Source organism: Pseudomonas sp. GW821-FHT09E04, assembly GCF_059416185.1.
On record NZ_JBWKOR010000007.1, the window covers coordinates 176,102 to 197,680 of the forward strand.

Annotated in this window: 21 protein-coding genes; 9 read left to right on the forward strand and 12 right to left on the reverse strand. The window is 61.6% G+C overall.

The genetic code is table 11. The features are described 5' to 3' along the window. Positions 1-46: 46 nt before the first annotated feature. Genes AC07N4_RS24790 through lnt form a run of 4 tightly spaced genes read left to right on the forward strand, consistent with a single transcriptional unit; the run spans position 47 to position 3,921 of the window. Entirely contained in the window at positions 47-1,051 is a 1,005-nt protein-coding gene (locus AC07N4_RS24790) for a PhoH family protein (RefSeq protein ID WP_096820798.1), read from the forward strand. Continuing rightward, positions 1,044-1,538 carry an rRNA maturation RNase YbeY gene (ybeY, locus tag AC07N4_RS24795; RefSeq protein WP_102620844.1) on the forward strand — a complete coding sequence of 165 codons (495 nt, stop codon included), beginning with the start codon at positions 1,044-1,046 and terminating at the stop codon, positions 1,536-1,538. The genes AC07N4_RS24790 and ybeY overlap by 8 nt, the downstream gene beginning before the upstream one ends. A 5-nt stretch (positions 1,539-1,543) precedes the next feature. Continuing rightward, complete coding sequence (locus AC07N4_RS24800; RefSeq protein WP_007909641.1) at positions 1,544-2,383, forward strand: CorC family transporter; 840 nt, start codon at positions 1,544-1,546, stop codon at positions 2,381-2,383. A 14-nt stretch (positions 2,384-2,397) separates the two neighbouring features. Continuing rightward, positions 2,398-3,921: an apolipoprotein N-acyltransferase gene (gene lnt / locus AC07N4_RS24805; protein WP_493066453.1), complete on the forward strand. Its 1,524-nt coding sequence runs from the start codon at positions 2,398-2,400 to the stop codon at positions 3,919-3,921. A 35-nt stretch (positions 3,922-3,956) separates the two neighbouring features. Here lnt and AC07N4_RS24810 read toward each other — a convergent pair whose 3' ends face one another. Further along, on the reverse strand, positions 3,957-4,736 hold the full coding sequence (locus AC07N4_RS24810) for a YdcF family protein (RefSeq protein WP_493066452.1): 780 nt from the start codon (positions 4,734-4,736) through the stop codon (positions 3,957-3,959). 104 nt (positions 4,737-4,840) lie between these two features. Next, complete coding sequence (locus tag AC07N4_RS24815) at positions 4,841-5,164, reverse strand: hypothetical protein (RefSeq protein WP_096820794.1); 324 nt, start codon at positions 5,162-5,164, stop codon at positions 4,841-4,843. A 254-nt stretch (positions 5,165-5,418) separates the two neighbouring features. Between AC07N4_RS24815 and leuS the strand changes: the two genes are divergently transcribed. The 5 genes from leuS to AC07N4_RS24840 all read left to right on the forward strand — a co-directional run bounded on the left by leuS (position 5,419) and on the right by AC07N4_RS24840 (position 11,484). Continuing rightward, the gene (leuS, locus tag AC07N4_RS24820; protein ID WP_096820793.1) at positions 5,419-8,025 is read left to right on the forward strand and encodes a leucine--tRNA ligase; all 2,607 of its coding nucleotides are present in this window, start codon (positions 5,419-5,421) and stop codon (positions 8,023-8,025) included. An 87-nt stretch (positions 8,026-8,112) separates the two neighbouring features. Beyond that, entirely contained in the window at positions 8,113-8,718 is a 606-nt protein-coding gene (locus AC07N4_RS24825; protein ID WP_102620847.1) for an LPS-assembly lipoprotein LptE, read from the forward strand. Between the two features lie 39 nt (positions 8,719-8,757). Further along, the gene (gene holA / locus AC07N4_RS24830; RefSeq protein WP_096820791.1) at positions 8,758-9,795 is read left to right on the forward strand and encodes a DNA polymerase III subunit delta; all 1,038 of its coding nucleotides are present in this window, start codon (positions 8,758-8,760) and stop codon (positions 9,793-9,795) included. 140 nt (positions 9,796-9,935) lie between these two features. Then, the gene (gene arfA / locus AC07N4_RS24835; protein ID WP_007958672.1) at positions 9,936-10,100 is read left to right on the forward strand and encodes an alternative ribosome rescue factor ArfA; all 165 of its coding nucleotides are present in this window, start codon (positions 9,936-9,938) and stop codon (positions 10,098-10,100) included. Positions 10,101-10,161: 61 nt separating this feature from the next. Next, positions 10,162-11,484, forward strand: coding sequence for a lytic murein transglycosylase (locus tag AC07N4_RS24840; RefSeq protein WP_493066451.1), 1,323 nt, complete (start codon positions 10,162-10,164; stop codon positions 11,482-11,484). A 46-nt stretch (positions 11,485-11,530) separates the two neighbouring features. Here the strand turns inward: AC07N4_RS24840 and AC07N4_RS24845 are convergent, their stop codons facing one another. From AC07N4_RS24845 to rlmH, 10 genes are all read right to left on the reverse strand, one after another. Then, positions 11,531-12,478, reverse strand: a complete 948-nt coding sequence (locus AC07N4_RS24845) for a S66 peptidase family protein (protein ID WP_102620849.1) — start codon at positions 12,476-12,478, stop codon at positions 11,531-11,533. A gap of 174 nt (positions 12,479-12,652) precedes the next feature. After that, positions 12,653-13,651 (reverse strand): lipoyl synthase, encoded by a 999-nt coding sequence (lipA, locus tag AC07N4_RS24850; protein ID WP_162130488.1) that lies wholly within the window; start codon positions 13,649-13,651, stop codon positions 12,653-12,655. A 25-nt stretch (positions 13,652-13,676) separates the two neighbouring features. After that, on the reverse strand, positions 13,677-14,324 hold the full coding sequence (lipB, locus tag AC07N4_RS24855; RefSeq protein ID WP_096820788.1) for a lipoyl(octanoyl) transferase LipB: 648 nt from the start codon (positions 14,322-14,324) through the stop codon (positions 13,677-13,679). Then, positions 14,324-14,599, reverse strand: a complete 276-nt coding sequence (locus tag AC07N4_RS24860) for a DUF493 domain-containing protein (RefSeq protein WP_007958664.1) — start codon at positions 14,597-14,599, stop codon at positions 14,324-14,326. Before AC07N4_RS24860 ends, lipB begins: the two co-directional genes overlap by 1 nt. Before the next feature lie 84 nt (positions 14,600-14,683). Next, positions 14,684-15,841: a D-alanyl-D-alanine carboxypeptidase family protein gene (locus tag AC07N4_RS24865; RefSeq protein ID WP_096820787.1), complete on the reverse strand. Its 1,158-nt coding sequence runs from the start codon at positions 15,839-15,841 to the stop codon at positions 14,684-14,686. A gap of 189 nt (positions 15,842-16,030) precedes the next feature. Then, positions 16,031-17,041 carry a septal ring lytic transglycosylase RlpA family protein gene (locus tag AC07N4_RS24870; RefSeq protein WP_096820786.1) on the reverse strand — a complete coding sequence of 337 codons (1,011 nt, stop codon included), beginning with the start codon at positions 17,039-17,041 and terminating at the stop codon, positions 16,031-16,033. Next, positions 17,041-18,051 carry a lytic murein transglycosylase B gene (gene mltB, locus AC07N4_RS24875; RefSeq protein ID WP_096820785.1) on the reverse strand — a complete coding sequence of 337 codons (1,011 nt, stop codon included), beginning with the start codon at positions 18,049-18,051 and terminating at the stop codon, positions 17,041-17,043. Before mltB ends, AC07N4_RS24870 begins: the two co-directional genes overlap by 1 nt. Positions 18,052-18,068: 17 nt before the next feature. After that, positions 18,069-19,172, reverse strand: coding sequence for a rod shape-determining protein RodA (rodA, locus tag AC07N4_RS24880; RefSeq protein WP_085712360.1), 1,104 nt, complete (start codon positions 19,170-19,172; stop codon positions 18,069-18,071). 31 nt (positions 19,173-19,203) lie between these two features. Further along, complete coding sequence (mrdA, locus tag AC07N4_RS24885) at positions 19,204-21,099, reverse strand: penicillin-binding protein 2 (protein WP_102620851.1); 1,896 nt, start codon at positions 21,097-21,099, stop codon at positions 19,204-19,206. A 10-nt stretch (positions 21,100-21,109) separates the two neighbouring features. Then, positions 21,110-21,577 (reverse strand): 23S rRNA (pseudouridine(1915)-N(3))-methyltransferase RlmH, encoded by a 468-nt coding sequence (rlmH, locus tag AC07N4_RS24890; RefSeq protein ID WP_009051038.1) that lies wholly within the window; start codon positions 21,575-21,577, stop codon positions 21,110-21,112. Positions 21,578-21,579 lie beyond the last annotated feature (2 nt).

The following is a 21,579-nucleotide window of genomic DNA, read 5'->3' on the forward strand; positions in this document are numbered from 1 at the left end:
TATCCTTGATTTCATCCTAATTGCCCCAGGGCGGCTAAATACGACCTTGAACGCACCCATAGAACCTCATCGTTTTATCCTCGAGCCTTTTGAGGCTCGCCGCTTCGCCAATCTGTGCGGGCAGTTCGACGAGCACCTGCGCCTGATCGAACAGCGCCTGGCCATCGAGATCCGCAACCGCGGCAATCAGTTCGAGCTGATCGGCGAACCCAAGCTCACCACTTCTGCGGAAAACCTGATTCGCCGCCTGTACCGGGAAACCAAGGGTTCAGAGCTGTCGCCGGATACGGTTCACCTGTTCCTCCAGGAATCGTCCGTCGTCGAGCTGGACAACCACGCCCCCGCCGAAGCCTCCGTCGCCCTGCGCACCAAGAAAGGCATGATTCGCCCTCGCGGCTTGAATCAGCTGCGCTATGTGAAGGAAATCCTCGGCAACGACATCAACTTCGGCATCGGCCCGGCCGGTACCGGCAAGACCTACCTGGCCGTGGCCTGCGCCGTGGATGCCCTGGAACGCGAGCAGATCCGCCGCATTCTGCTGGTGCGTCCGGCGGTCGAAGCGGGTGAAAAACTCGGCTTCCTGCCCGGCGACCTGTCGCAAAAGATCGACCCGTACCTGCGCCCGCTCTACGACGCGCTCTACGAGATGCTCGGCTTTGAATACGTGGCCAAGCTGATCGAGCGTCAGGTGATCGAAGTCGCGCCGCTGGCCTACATGCGCGGTCGCACGCTGAATAACAGCTTCATCATTCTCGATGAGAGCCAGAACACCACGGTCGAGCAGATGAAGATGTTCCTGACCCGGATCGGTTTCGGTTCCACGGCGGTGATCACCGGTGACATCACCCAGGTCGACCTGCCGCGCGGCACCAAATCCGGACTTCATCACGTCATCGAAGTCCTGAAAGATGTGCCAGGTATCAGCTTCACCCACTTCCAGCCCAAGGACGTCGTGCGCCATCCGTTGGTGCAACGCATTGTCGAAGCCTACGAGCGCTTCGAAAATCGCGTGGCCGATGAAACACCGAAGGACAATCGCCACGATGCTTGAGCTTGACCTGCAAATCGCGACCGAAGCGTCTGCGCCGACCGAAGCCGAATTCCGCCAATGGTGTGAACTGGCCCTGCGCCAGCGCACCGCCGATTCGGAAATGACCATTCGTCTGGTCGACGAAGAAGAAGGCCGCGAACTGAATCACACCTGGCGCCACAAGGATTACGCGACCAACGTCCTGTCCTTTCCCGCCGAAGTGCCCGACGAGTTTCTCGACATTCCATTGCTGGGCGATCTGGTGATCTGCGTGGCCGTGGTTGAGCGTGAAGCCGCCGAACAGGGCAAGGCACTCAACGCCCACTGGGCACATCTGGTCATTCACGGCTGCTTGCATCTGCTTGGTTACGACCATATAGATGACGAGGAAGCCGAGGAAATGGAAGCACTGGAACGCGAGTTGCTTGCCGAACTGGGTTATCCCGATCCGTACGCGGACGACGAAACCGAAACATCCCCTATCGTTACAACAAAGGATTCAGAGTAATCGCTATGAGCGAAGATCGATCGAGCAACGGGCAGAAGTCCTGGCTGGGTAAACTGACCCAGGCTTTTGCCCACGAGCCGAAGAACCGCCAGGAGCTGCTGGAGCTGCTGCGCGATGCACATCAGAACAAACTGCTGGACAGCGAAGCGCTGGCCATCGTCGAAGGCGCCATTCAGGTGGCTGACCTGCAAGTACGCGACATCATGGTGCCGCGCTCGCAGATGATCAGCATCAAGGCGACCCAGACACCCCGCGAATTCCTCCCTGCCGTGGTCGACTCGGCCCACTCGCGCTACCCGGTCATCGGCGAAAGCCATGACGACGTGATGGGCGTGCTGCTGGCCAAGGATCTGCTGCCGCTGATCCTCAAAGAGAACGGCGACAGCTTCAACATCAAGGATCTGCTGCGCCCGGCCACGTTCGTGCCGGAGTCCAAGCGTCTGAACGTGTTGCTGCGTGAATTCCGCGCCAATCACAACCACATGGCCATCGTGATCGACGAATACGGCGGTGTGGCGGGTCTGGTGACCATCGAAGACGTGCTTGAGCAAATCGTCGGCGACATCGAAGACGAGCACGACGTCGAAGAAGACAGCTACATCAAGCCGCTGCCCAGCGGTGATTTCCTGATCAAGGCCCTGACGCCGATCGAGAACTTCAACGAGTTCTTCGACAGCGAATTCTCCGACGACGAGTTCGACACCGTCGGCGGGCTGGTGATGAGCGCGTTCGGGCACTTGCCAAAACGCAATGAAATCACTGAAATCGGCGCCTATCGTTTCCGCATCCTGAACGCCGACAGCCGTCGGATTCATTTGCTGCGACTCACGCCAATCGCCCGGTAAATTTAAGGACTGAAATGCGCTGGACAACCCGCCCCGGCTGGCCCGGTAACCTGCTGGCCGTGGCGGCCGGTGCAATCACCACCTTCGCTCTGGCACCGTTCGATCTCTGGCCGCTGGCCTTGCTGGCGGTCGGCCTGTTCTACGCAGGCCTGCGCGAGCTGAGCCCGCGCCAGGCACTGGGCCGTGGCTGGTGCTTCGGTTTCGGCCTGTTCGGCGCCGGCACCAGCTGGATCTATTACAGCATCCACCACTTCGGCGGCGCTTCGGTGCTGCTGGCCGGGTTCCTGATGCTGATTTTCACGGCGGCCATTGCCTGGTTCTTCGCCCTGCCTGCCTGGCTCTGGGCGCGCTGGCTGCGTCGCAACGAGGCGCCGCTGGCCGATGCCCTGGCCTTCGCTGCGCTGTGGGTTGGCCAGGAAGCGTTCCGTGGCTGGTTCCTTACCGGTTTCCCGTGGTTGTACTCCGGTTACAGTCAGCTCGACGGCCCGCTGGCCGGGCTCGCGCCAGTGGGTGGCATGTGGCTGGTGTCGTTCGTCTTGGCGCTGACCGCCGCCCTGATCTACAACGCACCACGCCTGCTGCAGACCGGTCGCAAGGGCTTTATCGCCGCGGGCCTGGTATTGCTGGTCGGGCCGTGGGTGGCCGGCATCGCGCTGAAGGGCCATGCCTGGACCAGCCCGGCTGGCGCACCACTGAGTGTTGCTGCGATTCAGGGCAACGTCGCGCAAAGCATGAAATGGGACCCGGCCGAGCTCAACGCACAACTGGCGCTGTACCGCGACCTGAGCTTCCGTTCGAAACCCGTGGACCTGCTGATCTGGCCGGAAACCGCCGTCCCGGTACTCAAGGAGTCCGCCGAGGGCTACCTGAACATGATGGGCAACTTCGCCGCCGAGCGTAAATCGGCGCTGATCACCGGTGTGCCGATCCGCCAGACAGTGCGTCACGAGAAGCGCTTCTTCAACGGCATCACCGTGGTCGGCGAAGGCGACGGCACCTATCTGAAACAAAAACTGGTGCCGTTCGGCGAATACGTACCGCTGCAGGACATCCTGCGCGGGCTGATCGCGTTCTTCGACTTGCCGATGTCCGATTTTGCCCGTGGCCCTGCCGATCAGGCGCTGTTGCAGGCCAAGGGTTATCAGATTGCACCGTTCATCTGCTACGAAGTGGTGTACCCGGAATTCGCCGCCAGTCTGGCGGCACGCAGCGACCTGCTGCTGACCATCAGCAACGACACCTGGTTCGGCACCTCGATCGGCCCGCTGCAACACTTGCAGATGGCGCAGATGCGCGCCCTTGAAGCCGGGCGCTGGATGATTCGTGCCACCAACAATGGCGTGACCGGCTTGATCAACCCGTTCGGGCAGATCACCGAGCGCATTCCGCAGTTCGAACAAGGCGTGCTCTACGGCGAAGTCGTGCCGATGCATAACCTGACGCCTTACCTGCAATGGCGTTCGTGGCCGTTGATCATCCTGTGCGTGGTGCTGTTTGGCTGGGCGCTGATGACCAACCGTATGTCCAAGACCCTCTGAAAACCCGCTCACTCCCGCGTTCTGCGCGGGAGTGATCAGTCGGCGCTGTCTTCCCCTCGGTAAAACAACGAATAGCCGATCTGCCCCACCGCCTCGTTCAACAACTGCCCGCTTTGCCAGATCGACTTGAACTCCGGCATCCAGCCGCCAAACGGCCGGGCATTGTCAGTGCCGAGGAAACCGACCGGCGCCGGCACCACTTCGAATCCGGCCTGTTGATAACTCCATACCGCACGCGGCATGTGCCAGGCCTGGGTCACCAGCACGACACGCTTGACGCCCTCCGGCAACAGCATCTTGGCGCTGAAGGCGGCGTTCTCCCACGTGGTGCGGCTCTCCCCCTCCTGCCAACGCACCGTCACACCGAAATCATCGCGAAGCGAATCGGCCATCAGTCTGGCTTCGCTCGGCGGCGTACCGTAATGCAGGCCACCACTGGTCAGAATCGGCAACCCTGATGCCTTGGCCAACCGCGCCGCATAACGCTGCCGTTCGAGCCCGATACCGGTCGGCTGATCCTCGCCCCAGGCCAGATCACCGCGCTCGCGACCGGAGCCCAGCACCACGATGGCATCGGCGCGTTGTGCAAGGCTTGTCCAGTCTTCCCGGGCCAGCGGCGGCTCGCGCTCCAGGGCCTTGGCCCCCCATTGCACGACCACCGGCAGACTCATCAGCAGGAAACCGCCAAAACCCAGGGCAAAGCACAGCGCGGCCAGTCGCGGCCGCGAGCGACGCAGCCACCAGGCGACGAGCAACAGCAGCAAGAGAAGGCCGGGCGGCAATAGAAGTTGTTTAATGAAATAACGAAAAGGCATCGAGCATCTCCAGAGATGCCCGAAGCCTAAGTGGGTTAGTACAGCGCGACAACCAGTAGGGTCGGATCTGCTGAAAAAGATCCGCTTTTTGACCTGCCATGCGTTTACTTGGCCTGCAGAGTCCGAACCTTGACGGTGTCTCTGCCGGGCGCCTTGTCCTTGAGCCAGATGACTTTGGCCGAACGGGGTGCATCGAGTTGCTTCACTGCCTGTGACAGATATCCGTGGGTTTCACGCTCACTGCGATCCAGATAGGCCTTGACCAGTTCGAACTCGGCGGGGCTCAAGCCACGCAATTCCAGCTCCAGGGGGCGCTCGTCGCGCAGCCGGACAGCGGTTTTTGCAGCGTCCAGGGCCGTCCCCAGGCGATCGATCAACCGCTCGTACAACTCGGGTTTGGTAACGTTTTTTTGCTGTGACTCCACCATCCCTCACCTCATTGAAGATAAGACTCACTCCCCAGTTAGAGCTTAGCTTCGCTGCACAAACCGGCTGCACGCCGCGACCAACGGCCCTCGCCGCGATTTTGCCCGGTCAAACGGCTGCAATCAGGGTTTCCCTAGGCCAAGCGCGGTCATGTATGCTACGGCGCTTCCTGTAACTCCACTTCCAGCCCGTCCGGCCCGCTCCGGATGTCGCATTGAAGAGGATTAGGCCACCCCTATCCAGTACAAAAGTAGCCATGCACGAACAATATCAGCCCCGTGAAATCGAAGCCGCCGCCCAGTCGTTCTGGGACGAGCAAAAGTCCTTTGAAGTCAGTGAACAGCCAGGCAAGGAGACTTACTACTGCCTGTCGATGTTCCCTTACCCCAGCGGCAAGCTACACATGGGGCACGTGCGCAACTACACCATCGGCGACGTGATCTCCCGCTATCAGCGCATGCTCGGCAAGAACGTTCTGCAACCGATGGGTTGGGACGCCTTCGGCATGCCGGCAGAAAACGCCGCGATGAAGAACAACGTGGCCCCGGCCAAGTGGACCTACGAAAACATCGCCTACATGAAATCCCAGCTGCGCAGCCTGGGCCTGGCGGTGGACTGGTCGCGCGAAGTCACCACCTGCAAGCCTGATTACTACCGTTGGGAACAGTGGCTGTTCACTCGCCTGTTCGAAAAAGGCGTGATCTACCGCAAGAACGGTACCGTGAACTGGGACCCGATCGACCAGACCGTTCTGGCCAACGAACAGGTGATCGACGGTCGCGGCTGGCGCTCCGGCGCGCTGATCGAAAAGCGCGAAATCCCGATGTACTACTTCAAGATCACCGCCTACGCGGATGAGCTGCTGGAGAGTCTCGACGAACTGACCGGCTGGCCGGAACAAGTCAAGACCATGCAGCGCAACTGGATCGGCAAGTCGCGCGGGATGGAAGTGCAGTTCCCGTACAACGTCGACTCGATCGGCGAAAGCGGCACCCTGAAAGTCTTCACCACCCGTCCGGACACCCTGATGGGCGCAACCTATGTTGCCGTGGCTGCCGAGCACCACCTGGCGGCCCTTGCCGCGAAGAACAACCCTGAGCTGCAAGCGTTCATCGCTGAATGCAAGGGCGGCAGCGTCGCCGAAGCCGACGTCGCCACTCAAGAGAAGAAAGGCCTGCCGACCGGCCTGTTCGTCGAGCACCCGCTGACCGGTGAAAAACTGCCGGTCTGGGTCGCCAACTACGTGCTGATGCACTACGGCGATGGCGCGGTCATGGCTGTGCCGGCTCACGATGAGCGCGATTTCGAGTTCGCCCACAAGTACAACCTGCCGGTCAAATCCGTGGTTCGTACCAGTTCCGGTGAAACCAACCCGGCGCCGTGGCAGGACGCCTATGGCGAGCACGGCACGCTGATCAACTCCGGCGAGTTCGACGGCCTGGACTTCGCCGGCGCGTTCGACGCCATGGAAGTCGCCCTGATCAAGAAAGAGCTGGGCGCCTCGCGCACCCAGTTCCGCCTGCGCGACTGGGGCATCAGCCGCCAGCGCTACTGGGGTTGCCCGATCCCGATCATCCACTGCGATGCCTGCGGTGACGTGCCGGTGCCGGAAGACCAGTTGCCGGTCGTACTGCCGGAAGACGTGGTGCCGGACGGCGCCGGTTCGCCGCTGGCGCGCATGCCCGAGTTCTACGAGTGCACCTGCCCGAAATGCGGCCAGCCTGCCAAGCGTGAAACCGACACCATGGACACCTTCGTCGAGTCGTCCTGGTACTACGCCCGTTACGCCTCGCCGCACTTCGAAGGCGGCCTGGTGGAAAAATCTGCTGCCGACCACTGGTTGCCGGTGGATCAGTACATCGGCGGTATCGAACACGCCATTCTTCACCTGCTCTACGCGCGCTTCTTCCACAAGCTGATGCGCGACGAAGGCCTGGTGAGCTCCAACGAGCCGTTCAAGAACCTGCTGACCCAGGGCATGGTGGTCGCCGAGACTTACTATCGTCGTGAAGCCAACGGTGCCTACACCTGGTTCAACCCGGCGGACGTGGAACTCGAGCGCGACAGCAAGGCCAAGGTCATCAGCGCCAAGCTGATCGCGGACGGCCTGCCGGTGGAAATCGGCGGCACCGAGAAAATGGCCAAGTCGAAGAACAACGGCGTCGACCCACAGTCGATGATCGATCAGTTCGGCGCAGACACCTGCCGTCTGTTCATGATGTTCGCTTCGCCACCTGACATGAGCGCTGAGTGGTCCGACTCCGGCGTGGAAGGCTCGCACCGCTTCCTCAAGCGCGTCTGGCGTCTGGCTCAGGCCCACGTGACTCAGGGCCTGCCGGGCAAACTGGACGTGACCGGCCTGAATGACGAACAGAAAGTCATCCGCCGTTCGATCCACCAGGCGATCAAGCAGGCCAGCCATGACGTCGGCCAGAACCACAAATTCAACACCGCCATCGCTCAGGTGATGACGCTGATGAACGTGCTGGAAAAAGCCGCCCAGGCCACCGAACAGGATCGCGCACTGGTTCAGGAAGGCCTGGAAGCCGTGACGCTGCTGCTGGCGCCAATCACGCCGCACATCAGCCATGAACTGTGGAACCGACTGGGCCACGCCGAACCGGTAATCGACGCCGGCTGGCCGGTGCTGGACGAAAGCGCACTGGTGCAGGACAGCCTGACGCTGGTCATCCAGGTCAACGGCAAGCTGCGCGGCCAGATCGAAATGCCGGCCGCCGCAACCCGTGAGGAAGTCGAAGCCGCCGCCCGTGCCAACGAAAACGTGCTGCGCTTCGTCGACGGCCTGACTATTCGCAAAGTGATCGTAGTGCCCGGGAAACTGGTCAATATCGTCGCCAGCTAATTGGATCGGGCGCCGGGTTTGCCTGGCGCCCTGTAAAACCTTTCGGGCCGCAAGGTCGGCCCACATGGTTTCAAGGGGAGCAACACAATGATCAAACGCAATCTGCTGGTGATGGGCCTCGCGGTCCTGTTGAGCGCCTGCGGTTTCCAGCTGCGCGGCACCGGCACCACCGAACTGGCGATCAAGGAACTCGACCTGAGCGCCCGCAACGCCTACGGCGAAACCGTGACGCAACTGCGTCAGCTGCTGGAGGCCAGCGGCGTCAAGATCGTCTCCGGTGCGCCGTACAAGCTGTACCTGGCCGACGAGCAGGAGAACCAGCGCATCCTCAGCTACGCTGGCGCCGGCCGTACTGGCGAGTATCAGGTAAACACTGTGCTCAGCTACGACATCCGTGGCGACAAGAACCTGCTGCTCAAAAGCGACAAGCTTGAAGTGCAGAGAGTGTTCATCCACGACGGCAACAACCTGGTGGGTTCCGACCAGGAAGCCAACGATGCCCGTAACGAGACACGCCGCGAGCTGGTACAGCGCATGATGCTGCGCCTGCAACAGCTGACTCCGGCTCAGCTGGAAGCTCTGCAACAAGCCGCCAACGACCGGGCCAAGGCAGAAGCCGACGCCCTGGAAGCGGCGCAGAAGGCTGAAGCGGAAACCCCGCGTCAGTCGCCGCTCGAACTGCCGCAGCAGTAAGACGTACGGGGCGCTCAGGCGCCCCGTTCGCCGTTTCTTATGAAGCTCGCTCCCGCCCAACTCGGCAAACACCTGCAAGGTGCGCTCGCGCCGGTCTACATCATCAGCGGCGATGACCCGCTGCTGTGTCAGGAAGCCGCCGACGCCATTCGCTCCGCTGCCCGTCAGCAAGGGTTCGACGAACGCCAGGTCTTCGCCGCCGACGCCAATTTCGATTGGGGAACGTTGCTGCAGGCCGGCGCCAGCATGTCGCTGTTCGCCGAAAAGCGCCTGCTGGAACTGCGCCTGCCGTCCGGCAAGCCTGGTGACAAAGGCGCTGCTGCACTGATCGAATACTGCTCGCGCCCCGCTGAAGACACGGTGCTGCTGATCAGCTTGCCCAAGCTGGACGGCAGCGCGCAGAAGACCAAGTGGGGCAAGGCGCTGGTCGAAGGTCAGCAGACCCAGTTCATCCAGATCTGGCCGGTGGATGCCAACCAGTTGCCGAGCTGGATTCGCCAACGCCTGTCCCAGGCTGGGCTGTCAGCCAGTCAGGACGCCGTCGAACTGATTGCCGCGCGAGTCGAAGGCAACCTGCTGGCTGCGGCGCAGGAGATCGAAAAGCTCAAGCTGATGGCCGAGGGTGGGCAGATCAGCGTCGAAACCGTGCAGGCGGCCGTGGCCGACAGTGCGCGTTTTGACGTGTTCGGCCTGACCGACGCGGTGCTCAACGGCGAACCGGCTCACGCCCTGCGCATGCTCGAAGGGCTGCGTGGCGAAGGTGTCGAGCCGCCGGTGATTCTCTGGGCCCTGGCGCGGGAGTTGCGCCTGCTGGCCAATATCTCGTTGCAGTACAGTCAGGGCACGCCGCTGGACAAGTGCTTCAGTCAGGCGAAACCGCCGGTCTGGGACAAGCGCAAACCGCTGATGAGCAAAGCCCTGCAACGCTACTCGGCGCAACGCTGGGCGCAATTGTTGCTCGAGGCCCAGCGCATCGACGCGCAGATCAAGGGTCAGGCGGCCGGCTCGCCGTGGATGAGCCTCAGTCGGCTGGCGCTGTTGATGGCCGGTCAGCGTCTGACCTTACCTGCCGAATGAAACCCGGGATCGCACACCGCGATCCGGTTTTTTTGTACAGACCATTTCCTACAGAACATCCCGCCTTCTGTCCTATAGACAGACGCTCGACATCGGCAGATCATTTGCCGCGCAAAACCCACTCACTCGCGAGAACCCTCATGAGCAAAAAGCCATCGAAACATGGCCATAACAAGGCCAAATCCATCGTCGCCCAACCCCTGTTCCGCAGCCGCCAGGAACGCCCCACCAAGGGTAAAGGCAGCTACCGCCGCGAAGCCTTCCAGTCTGACAGCTGGGAGGCTTCTTACTTTCTGGCCGCTTGAAGCGCAGCACCCCTTCCTCATGTTAAGGTCTGCACCTGATTCGTATCCTCTGGACCTGTGCATGCCCCTTAGTCTTTCCCGTCGTTGGCCCTTTCGCCAACTGATCGCTGCCACAAGTTTCGTACTGCTTGTCGCCTGCGCGGAAAAACCCACCGCCGCCGACGCTCAACCGCTTCAGACCGCTCCTGTTGCCACGGCCCCCGCGATCATCCCGCCGGTAGTGCCGTCCGGTGACGACCTCGACCTGCAACCGACCCAGACCTTCGCCGAGTGGCAGGCCGGTTTCCGCAAGGACGCTTTGGCCGCCGGGATTCGCGCCGACGTCTTCGATCGCGCCTTTGCCAACGTCAGTTTCGACGCCAGCGTGATCCGCGCCGACCGCAGCCAGCCGGAGTTCGCTCGTCCGGTGTGGGAATACCTGGATGGCGCCCTGTCGCCGCTGCGAGTGCGCAAAGGCCAGACGTTGATCAACCAGTACGCCGACATCCTGCAACGCATCGAGCAACGCTATGGCGTCGATCGCCAGGCGTTGGTGTCTGTGTGGGGGATGGAAAGCAATTTCGGCCAGTTCCAGGGCACCAAGTCGGTGATCAATTCCCTGGCGACCCTGGCCTATGAAGGCCGCCGCCCTGGCTTTGCCCACGCGCAACTGATCGCGGCGCTGCAAATCCTGCAACAGGGCGACATCACGCCAGAGAAGATGCTCGGCTCCTGGGCCGGCGCCATGGGCCAGACCCAGTTCATCCCGACCACCTACAACACCCACGCCGTGGATTTCGACGGTGACGGTCGCCGTGACATCTGGGGCAGCCCGGCTGACGCCTTGGCCTCCACCGCGCACTACCTGCAAAGCTCCGGCTGGCAGCGTGGCCAGCCGTGGGGCTTCGAGGTGCAGCTGCCGAGCGGTTTCAACTACACCCTGGCCGATGGTGCAATTCGCAAAAGTGTCGCCGAATGGCGGCAACTGGGTGTGATTCTGCCCAACGGCGGCCAGGCACCGGCCGGCTCCGAGCAACTTTCGGCCGCCCTGCTGCTGCCGGCCGGCTATCGTGGCCCGGCGTTCCTGATCCTCGATAACTTCCGGGCGATCCTCAAGTACAACAACTCGTCGTCCTATGCCCTGGCCGTGAGCCTGTTGTCAGAGCGTTTCAACGGCGCAGGCCTGATCAACGGCACCTGGCCAAAAGATGATCTGCCGCTGAGTCGCACCGAGCGCATCGAGCTGCAAAATCTGCTGACTGCACGCAACTACGACGCGGGTACCGCCGACGGCATCATCGGCGCCAATACGCGCAAGGCGATCCGCAGTGCGCAACAGTCCTTTGGCTGGCCCGCAGACGGTTACCCGACGCACAAGCTGCTGGAAAGCTTGCGTAGCCAGTAAAAAAGACCGCCGCCTCTTCAGGCGGCGGTCTTGTTTTGGGGTTCGGCTACCGAATCACCACATCCTGCTCCAGCATCAACTCCTTCTTCCCCGCATCCAGTCGGACCAGCGCCCCCATCGGCAACGTCAGGTTCGGATCACAATGCCCGCTGCGCCAGCCGGACAGCACCGGAATCCGCAACGGTTCAAAGGTCTGCTTGAGCAGGCGGTTCAAGGCCTCGACATCCACGCCCGCCACATCCCCGACCAACACGCCACGCAATCTGGCCAACTTGCCCGCCAGACGCATCTGGGTCAGCAAGCGGTCGATCCGATACAGCGGCTCGTTGATGTCCTCGATGAGCAGAATCACCCCTTCGACGTCGATTTCATAAGGCGTGCCCAAGGTCGCGGCGATCATCGCCAGATTGCCGCCCAGCAAACGCCCGTGGGCAATGCCGGGTTCTACGGTGGTCAATGGGTAGGCCACCGGATGGCTCAATACGCTGCCGGTCTTCAACTGACCGCGCAGCATGGCGAAGAACGACGTCACCGTCGGCGGTTCCTTGTCCCCCAGCAGATCGGCATTCAACAGTGGCCCGTGAAAGGTCACGAACCCGGCGTAGCGACTGATAGCCAGATGCAGCGCGGTGATGTCGCTGTAACCGACGAAGGGCTTGGCATGGCGGCTCAGCAAGTCGTAGTCGATCCGGTCCAGCAACCGTGGCGTGCCGTAACCGCCACGCAGGCAAATGATTGCATCGACCTCTTCGTCAGCGAACGCGGCGTGCAGATCGTTGAGCCGCACCTCGTCGCTACCGGCCAGATAGCCATCCTTTTCGTAGACGCCAGGGAACACCCGCAATCCGTAACCCCGGGCGCGCATCCATTGAACAGCCTTTTCAGTATCCAGCGTGCCGGGGCCGGCTGGAGCGATGACGCCTATCAGCCCTTCCGAAGGCAGTGCGGGGACAGGCTTGTGCGGACAAAGGGTGTGGGTCGGTCGAACGGTCATCCATGGATCTCCCTGTGTGAAGTCATGCTCACACAGTAGTCAGGAACGGCGACAAACAGAAGAGGCTCGGCTGCGCCGCAGATTGCAGGAAAAGTCAGTAACGAGTGTAGGCCGGGCAAAAAAATGCCCGCCGGGCGATAAACCCCGGCGGGCATTTTTTCATTCAGCGCTGAATCAGGAACCGAGCAGCTCGGCCTTGACCAGTTTCGCCTGCTCGTCGGCGTGGTACGAAGAGCGCACCAACGGGCCGGACGCGACGTTCTTGAAGCCCATCTTGTAACCTTCCTCGGCGAACCAGGCGAAGGTGTCCGGGTGCACGAAACGCTGCACCGGCAAGTGGCTGCGGGACGGTTGCAGGTACTGGCCCAGGGTCAGCATGTCGATGTCGTGTTCGCGCATGCGCTTCATGACTTCGATGACTTCGTCGTCGGTCTCGCCCAGACCCAGCATCAGGCCGGACTTGGTCGGAATGTGCGGCATCATCTGCTTGAAGCGTTGCAGCAGGGTCAGCGACCACTGGTAGTCCGAACCCGGACGCGCAGCCTTGTACAGGCGCGGCACGGTTTCCAGGTTGTGGTTGAACACATCCGGCGGCTCGGCCGCGGTGATTTCCAGGGCGATGTCCATGCGGCCACGGTAGTCCGGGACCAGGGTCTCGAGCTGCACGTTCGGCGACAGTTTGCGGATTTCGCGGATGCAGTCGGCAAAGTGCTGGGCACCGCCGTCACGCAGGTCGTCGCGGTCAACCGAGGTGATCACCACGTACTTGAGTTTCAGGTCGGCGATGGCGATGGCCAGGCTTTCCGGCTCGTTGACGTCCAGTGGCTTCGGACGACCGTGGCCAACGTCGCAGAACGGGCAGCGACGGGTGCAGATGTCACCCATGATCATGAAGGTCGCGGTGCCGCCGGAGAAGCACTCGCCCAGGTTCGGGCAGGACGCTTCTTCACAGACGCTGTGCAGCTTGTGCTTGCGCAGCAGGCTCTTGATGCGGTCGACTTCCGGCGAAACCGGGATGCGCACGCGGATCCAGTCGGGTTTCTTCGGCAGTTCGGTGGTCGGAATGATCTTCACCGGGATGCGTGCAACCTTCTCGGCGCCGCGCAGCTTGACGCCCGCTTCAACCTTGGGACGCGGGGCCGGGCGCTCGGTCACGTCGAGCGTCGGGATCATGGTTTGCACTGCATCAGTAGTCATATCAGTCGATTCCGCCCGTCAGGGTCGTCTGCTCAGCATAGTCGAGGTGTTTGACGAGCTGCGCACGCAGCCGGGCACTTACCTCGGCAAATTCAATCGATCCTGCATGGTCGCTCAGCTGGGTCATCGCCAGCCCGGCGTAGCCGCAGGGATTAATCCGTCGAAACGGTTCCAGGTCCATGTCCACGTTCAGGGCCAGGCCATGAAAGGAACAACCGTGGCGAATCCGCAAACCCAGAGAAGCGATTTTCGCTCCGTCGACGTAGACGCCGGGAGCGTCTGGCTTGGCCACTGCAGTGACGTCATAGCTGGCCAGCAGCTCGATCAGGCACCGCTCCATGCGCGTGACCAGGTCTCGTACACCAAAACCCAGTTTGCGCACATCCAGCAGCAGGTACGCCACCAGTTGGCCGGGGCCATGGTAAGTCACCTGCCCGCCGCGGTCGACCTGCACCACCGGGATATCCCCCGGCAGCAGCAGGTGTTCGGCCTTGCCGGCCTGGCCCTGGGTGAACACCGGTGGGTGCTCGACGAGCCAGATTTCGTCGGCGGCATCACTGCCGCGTTCGTTGGTAAAACGTTGCATGGCATGCCAGACCGGCTCGTAAGCCATCTGGCCAAGCTCGCGAAAGCCCAGCGTGCCGGACATCACAACACCATGTGCACGAAACCGGTCGCCCGCAGTTCGCTGTTGATGTTGTACAGCTGATCCTGGTCGGTCGCGACGATGTGCAACTGGATGGTGGTGTACTTGCCGTTGCTGCTTTGACGCTCGTCCACACGCTCATCGTTGATCTTGGCGTGTTTCTTGACGATGTCGATGATCTTGTCTTTGTTGCCGACGCCCGTATCGCTGATCACCTTAACCGGATAATCAACCTGTGGAAATTCGATCTTTGGCGCCTTTACTTCGGTATCGGTCATGGCGTAACGGCCTCGTAAGCGTAAGCCCGGTAACGAACAAGGCCCCGCTCCGGATCGGAACGGGGCCATGCAGGTCAACTCGAATCAGTTGAACAAGCCGTAGAAGAATAGACGGATGCTATCCCACATGCGGCGGAAGATACCACCCTCCTCGACAGCGTCCAGGGCGATCAGGTCGGCGCTGTGCACCACCTTGTCGTCCAGTTTCACTTCGACTTTACCGATCACGTCGCCCTTGGCGATTGGCGCGGTCAGTTGCGGGTTCATGGTCATGCTGGCAGCGAGCTTTTTCAGCTGGCCTTTCGGCAGGGTCATGGTCAGGTCTTCAGCCAGGCCGGCCTTGACTTGATTGGTGGTGCCTTTCCACACCGGGGCCTGAGCCAGTTCGGTGCCCTTCTGGTAGAAGGTCTGGGTTTCGAAGAAACGGAAACCGTAGGTCAGCAGCTTCTGGGTTTCAGCAGCGCGAGCCACTTCGCTGTTGGTGCCGAACACCACGGCGATCAGGCGCATGCCGTCACGTACGGCCGAGGACACCATGCAGTAGCCGGCTTCGTCGGTGTGACCGGTTTTCAGACCGTCAACGGTCTTGTCGCGCCACAGCAGCAGGTTGCGGTTAGGTTGCTTGATGCCGTTCCAGAAGAACTCTTTCTGCGAGTAGATCGCGTAGTGAGCCGGGTCTTCGTGGATGATCGCGCGAGCCAGGATCGCCATGTCGTGAGCCGACGAGTAGTGCTCAGGGTTCGGCAGACCGGTCGGGTTCATGAAGTGGGTGTTGGTCATGCCCAGATCGGCGACGGTCTTGTTCATCAGGTCGGCGAAGGCGTCTTCGCTGCCGGCGATGTGCTCGGAAACCGCGACGCTGGCGTCGTTGCCGGACTGGATGATGATGCCGTGCAGCAGGTCGCTGACAGTCACTTGCGAGCCGACTTTGATGAACATCCGCGAGCCGCCGGTGCGCCAGGCGTTTTCGCTGATGGTCACTGGATCGTTTTCACCGATCTGGCCACGACGGATTTCCAGCGTAGCGATATACGCGGTCATCAGTTTGGTCAGACTGGCCGGTGGCAGACGCTGGTCACCGTTGTTCTCCACCAGCACGTTGCCGCTGCTGGCGTCCATGAGCACGTAGGCTTTTGCGGCCAGTTGAGGTGGCGACGGCATCATCTCGGCCGCGAAGGCGGCTGGCGAGAGGAGCAGCGGGACTAGCAGACACAGGCGTTTGGCAAAGGTGGTGATGTTCATCCGTCTCTCGAAATCGCTAATGGAAACTGCCCTTGCGGGCAAAATTAATCAGATGGCTTTCTAACGGGCCATCGCGTGTTCAGTTGCTCACTCCAGTCACCCTTTGCCGGGCTTTTGTTCTTCGACGAGCCAACAACCTGGTTCACCCCCCAATCGCTGGTGAACCGTCAATCAAGTGCTACGTATTACTTACTCGGTGACCACGCTTGGCGAACCAAGATTGGCCGAGCGCACGCTGTTCTGTACCTGGGCAATTTCACCCGGCGAACCGATCGGTCCCAGGCGTACCCGGTGCAGGGTCTGCTGATTGCGCACGATCGAGCTGATGAACACCGGAGCGCTCACCATCCCGCTGAGCTTCGACCTCAGGAGTTCTGCAGCGTCCGGGTTGGCGAACGCGCCCACCTGCAGATACTGGCCAGACGCTGGTGCAGAAGCGTTTTTTTTTGCGCTGATCTGTACAGGTACAGTGTCAGAGGCATGTTGTTGCGGCGGTGGAGTCCACTGCTCGATGGTACCGGCCGAGGCCGTGATCACCGGCGCAGTATTCTGCGCGACTTGCGGCTCGTTGAGCATCAAAGGCGCCGGACGGCCTTTTGCGGCCCACCACTGTTGCGGGTCGATACCCTCGACCTTGACCCGCGCGGTGCCGATTTCGGCATAGCCGAGTTTTTTGGCCGCGGCGTAGGACAGGTCGATGATCCGGTCCGAATAGAACGGCCCGCGATCGTTGACCCGCAGGATCACGCTCCTGTTGTTGTCCAGGTTGGTCACCCGAACGTAACTCGGCAGCGGTAATGTCTTGTGGGCGGCGCTCATGCCGTACAGGTCATAGACTTCGCCGTTGGCGGTGTTCTGACCGTGGAACTTGGTGCCGTACCAGGATGCAGTGCCCGAGGCCACGTAGGTCTTGGACTCCTGCAACGGGAAGTAGGTCTTACCCAGCACGGTGTACGGGTTGGCCTTGTACGGGCCGGTGTGCAGGGTCGGCGTGGCGTCCGGGATGCGCGACACATCGACGTCCCACCACGGCGCGCCATCCTTGTGGGCCCGGTTGATATCCAGGCCCGGCTGCGCGCGAACAGCAGTGGACGAAGTCTTCTGGCTCGGTGCACGGCTGGTCGAGCAACTGGCGACCAACACTGCCAACGCAGCGAATGCCACCAGCTTCAGGGGTTTGTTGATAGGCAATGCCTGCATTACTTGACGCCCCGTGCTTTTACCAGCTCTTCAGACAGTTGATGTACAGCCATGGCGTACATCACGCTGCGGTTATAACGCGTGATCGCGTAGAAATTCTTCAGGCCCATCCAGTATTCCGGGCCGTTGTCGCCTTCCAGGCGAAATGCAGTAACCGGCATATCATCGCGCAGCGCATCATGACTTGACCAGCCCAGCGCTCGCAACTCCCCGACGGTCTTCGTCGGTTCGATCCCGGTGGTCAAACCCTCATCCACCTGTTCGCCGCGCACATCGGCCCGACTGACCACCGGCTCGCCGGCCACCCAGCCGTGACGCTTGAAGTAGCTGGCGACGCTGCCGATCGCATCATCCGGGTTGTTCCAGATATTGATGTGGCCGTCGCCGTCGAAATCCACCGCGTAGGCGCGAAAGCTGCTCGGCATGAACTGCGGCAAGCCCATCGCCCCGGCGTAGGAACCCTTGAGGGTCAGCGGGTCGACCTGCTCTTCACGCGCCAGCAGCAGGAACTCACGCAGTTCCTTGCGGAAAAATTCGGCACGGGGAGGATAGTCGAATCCCAGCGTGGACAAGGCATCGATCACCCGGTAATTGCCGGTATTACGTCCGAAAAAGGTCTCAACGCCGATGATCGACACGATCACCTGGGCCGGAACGCCGTATTCCTGCTCGGCGCGGGCCAGCACGGCCTCGTGCTGGCGCCAGAAGTCCACACCCCGGGCGATGCGCGCGTCGGTGAGGAACATCGGCCGGTATTCTTTCCACTGTTTGACCCGTTCGGCGGGTTTGGAAATCGCGTCGAGAATCGCCTGCTTGCGCTGCGCCTCGCGGAACACCGCCATCAGCTGTTCGCCGGCGAAACCGTAGTCGCGGGTCATTTCACCGACGAATTCGGCCACTTGGGGCGAGCCTTCGTAATCGCCGGCCAACGCTTCCTGCGCGCTGCCAAGGATGCCTACCAGGCCGAGCCACGGTGCGTATCGTGTCGCCCAGTCACGCATTACTTGCATTGAACTCTTCACCTTATTCAAACCTGTGCGATCCATTTGCGATGCGTATGGATCGACATCAAAACCCCAAACGCTGACAGCAGTGTCACCAGCGAAGTTCCGCCGTAGCTAATGAACGGCAACGGCACCCCCACCACCGGCAACAGGCCACTGACCATACCGATGTTGACGAAAACATAAACAAAAAACGTCATGGTCAAGGCGCCGGCGAGCAGTTTGCCGAACAGCGTCTGCGCCTGGGCGGTAATCACCAGGCCGCGACCGATCAGCAAGAGATAGATCAGCAGTAGAGCGCAAATGCCCACCAGGCCGAACTCTTCGCCGAGTACAGCGATGATGAAGTCGGTGTGGCTTTCCGGCAGGAAGTCCAGGTGCGACTGAGTGCCCAGCAGCCAGCCCTTGCCGAACACGCCGCCGGAACCGATGGCGGCCTTCGATTGAATGATGTTCCAGCCGGTGCCCAACGGATCGCTTTCAGGATCAAGGAAGGTCAGGATCCGTTGCTTCTGGTAGTCGTGCATGATGAAGAACCACATGGCGATCGCCACGGGTACGGCGGCGGCCAGCACGCTGAGGATCCAGCGCCAGCGCAACCCGCCCATGAACAGCACGAACGCACCGCCGGCCAGAATCAGCAGCGAAGTGCCCAGATCCGGTTGACGCACGATCAGAATGAACGGCACGCCAATCAGCATCAGGCTGATCCCGACGTGCTTGAGCTGCGGCGGCAGCGTGCGTTTGGACAGGTACCAGGCGATGGTCGCCGGCATCAGGATCTTCATGAATTCCGACGGCTGGAAGCGGATCACCCCGGGAATGTTGATCCAGCGGGTCGCGCCCATGGCGTTGTGGCCCATGATGTCCACCACCATCAGCAGCACCACCCCGACCACATAGCCGAGCGGCACCCAACGGGCCATGAACCGTGGTTCGAACTGGGCGATGACGATCATCGACACCAGACCGATGCCGAACGATGTGGCCTGTTTGGCCAGCAGGTCCCAGCTCTTGCCGCTCGCCGAATACAGCACGAACAGGCTGCCGGCCGCGAGGATCAACAGCAGAACCAACAACGGGCCATCGATATGCAGGCGTTGCAACAGCGTCGCCCGGCGACGCATCACATCCTCGCTGGAGAGCATGCGATCGAAATTATTCTTCACGGGCCGTAGCCTCCGCACTGATAGGGCTGGCGTATTCGGCCTTCAAGCGTCCGTCCTGATCCAGCAGCCAGGCGTCCATCACCTGACGCACCACCGGCGCGGCGACGCCGGAACCGGACTCACCGTTCTCGACCATCACCGACACCACGATTTTCGGGTTGTCGGCCGGTGCAAAACCGACGAACAAGGCGTGGTCGCGGTGGCGTTCCTGCACTTTGGAACGGTCGTATTTCTCGCCTTGCTTGATCGCGACCACCTGAGCCGTACCCGACTTGCCGGCGATGCGGTATTGCGCGCCGATCGAAGCCTTGCGCGCCGTACCCCGGGCGCCGTGCATGACCTGCTGCATGCCGTGGTTGACCTTGGTCCAGTCCGACGGATCGCGCAGGACGATGTCCGGCATCGGGTTTTCATCCTTGGGCTTCTCGCCCTCGATGGTCTTGGCCAGGTGCGGACGGTTCCACACACCCTTGTTGGCCACCAGCGCGGTGGCCTGGGCCAGCTGCAGCGGCGTCGATTGCATGTAGCCCTGGCCGATCCCGAGAATCAGGGTCTCGCCCGGGAACCATGCCTGCTTGCGGGTGGCACGTTTCCATTCGCGGGACGGCATCAGACCGGGGGATTCTTCGAACATGTCCAGCGAGACCTTCTGGCCGATGCCGAACTTGTTCATGTATGCCGACAACCGATCGATGCCGAGCTTGTGCGCCAGGTCATAGAAGTAGGTGTCGTTGGACCGCATGATCGCCGTGTCGAGGTCGACGAAGCCGTCCCCGGTGCGGTTCCAGTTGCGGTATTTGTGATCGTAGTTGGGCAGCATGTAGTAACCCGGGTCGAACACGCGGCTCGACGCCGTCACCACGCCCGCGTCCAGACCGGCAATCGCTACCGCCGGTTTGATCGTCGAGCCCGGCGGGTACAGACCGCGCAGTACGCGGTTGAACAGCGGCCGGTCGATGGAATCGCGCAGCTCGGCGTACGCCTTGAAGCTGATGCCGGTGACGAACAGGTTCGGGTCGAAGCTCGGCTGGCTGACCATCGCCAGCACCTCGCCGGTGTTCGGGTCCAGCGCTACCACGGCACCGCGTCGCCCGCCCAGCGCGGCTTCGGCGGCTTCCTGCAATTTGATGTCGAGGCTCAGGACGATGTCCTTGCCCGGCACCGGATCGGTACGCTTGAGCACCCGCAACACACGGCCCCGAGCGTTGGTCTCGACCTCTTCGTAACCCACCTGGCCATGCAGTTCGGCTTCATAGAAGCGTTCGATGCCGGTTTTACCGATGTGGTGGGTGCCGCTGTAATTGACCGGATCGAGGGTCTTCAGCTCTTTCTCGTTGATCCGCCCCATGTAACCCACCGAATGCGCAAAATGCGCGCCCTGCGGGTAGTGACGCACCAGTTGCGCAACCACTTCCACGCCCGGCAGGCGGAACTGGTTCACCGCGACGCGGGCAATCTGCTCTTCGGTCAGCTCGAACAGGATCGGCACCGGCTCGAACGGCCGGCGCCCCTGACGCATGCGTTTCTCGAAGATCACCCGGTCTTCCGGCGTCAGCTCCAGCACCTCGACGATCACATCGAGCACTTGCTGCCAGTCGCCGGAGCGCTCGCGGGTCATGCTCAGACTGAAGCTCGGGCGGTTGTCCGCCACCACCACGCCGTTACGGTCGAAGATCAACCCACGGGTTGGCGGAATCGGCTGGACATGCACCCGATTGTTTTCCGACAGGGTCGAGTGGTACTCGTACTGGATGACCTGCAGGAAATACAGCCGGGCAATCAGCACACAGATCAGCAACACCACCGCAATGGCCCCGAACACGACGCGGCTACGCACCAGACGGGCGTCTTTTTCGTGGTCCTTGATGCGGATCGGCTGGGACATGAGGGCAGGATTACTTGTGGTAAGGGTGGCCGGACAACACAGTCCAGGCACGATACAACTGCTCGCCGATGAGGATGCGCACCAGCGGGTGCGGCAGCGTCAACGGCGACAACGACCAGCGCTGATCCGCGCGGGCACAGACTTCCGGCGCCAGCCCTTCCGGGCCGCCGACCATGAAATTGACCGTGCGCGAATCCAGCCGCCAACGGTCGAGTTCGACCGCCAGTTGCTCGGTGCTCCAGGGCTTGCCGTGCACTTCGAGGGTGACAATCCGCTCGTTCTGCCCGACCTTGGCCAGCATGGCTTCGCCTTCCTGACGGATGAAGCGTGCCACGTCGGCATTCTTGCCACGGGTATTGAGCGGTATTTCCACCAGTTCCAGCGCCAGCTCGGACGGAAGACGCTTGGCGTATTCATGCCAGCCTTCTTCCACCCATTTGGGCATGCGTGAACCGACGGCGATCAGTCGCAGTCGCACAG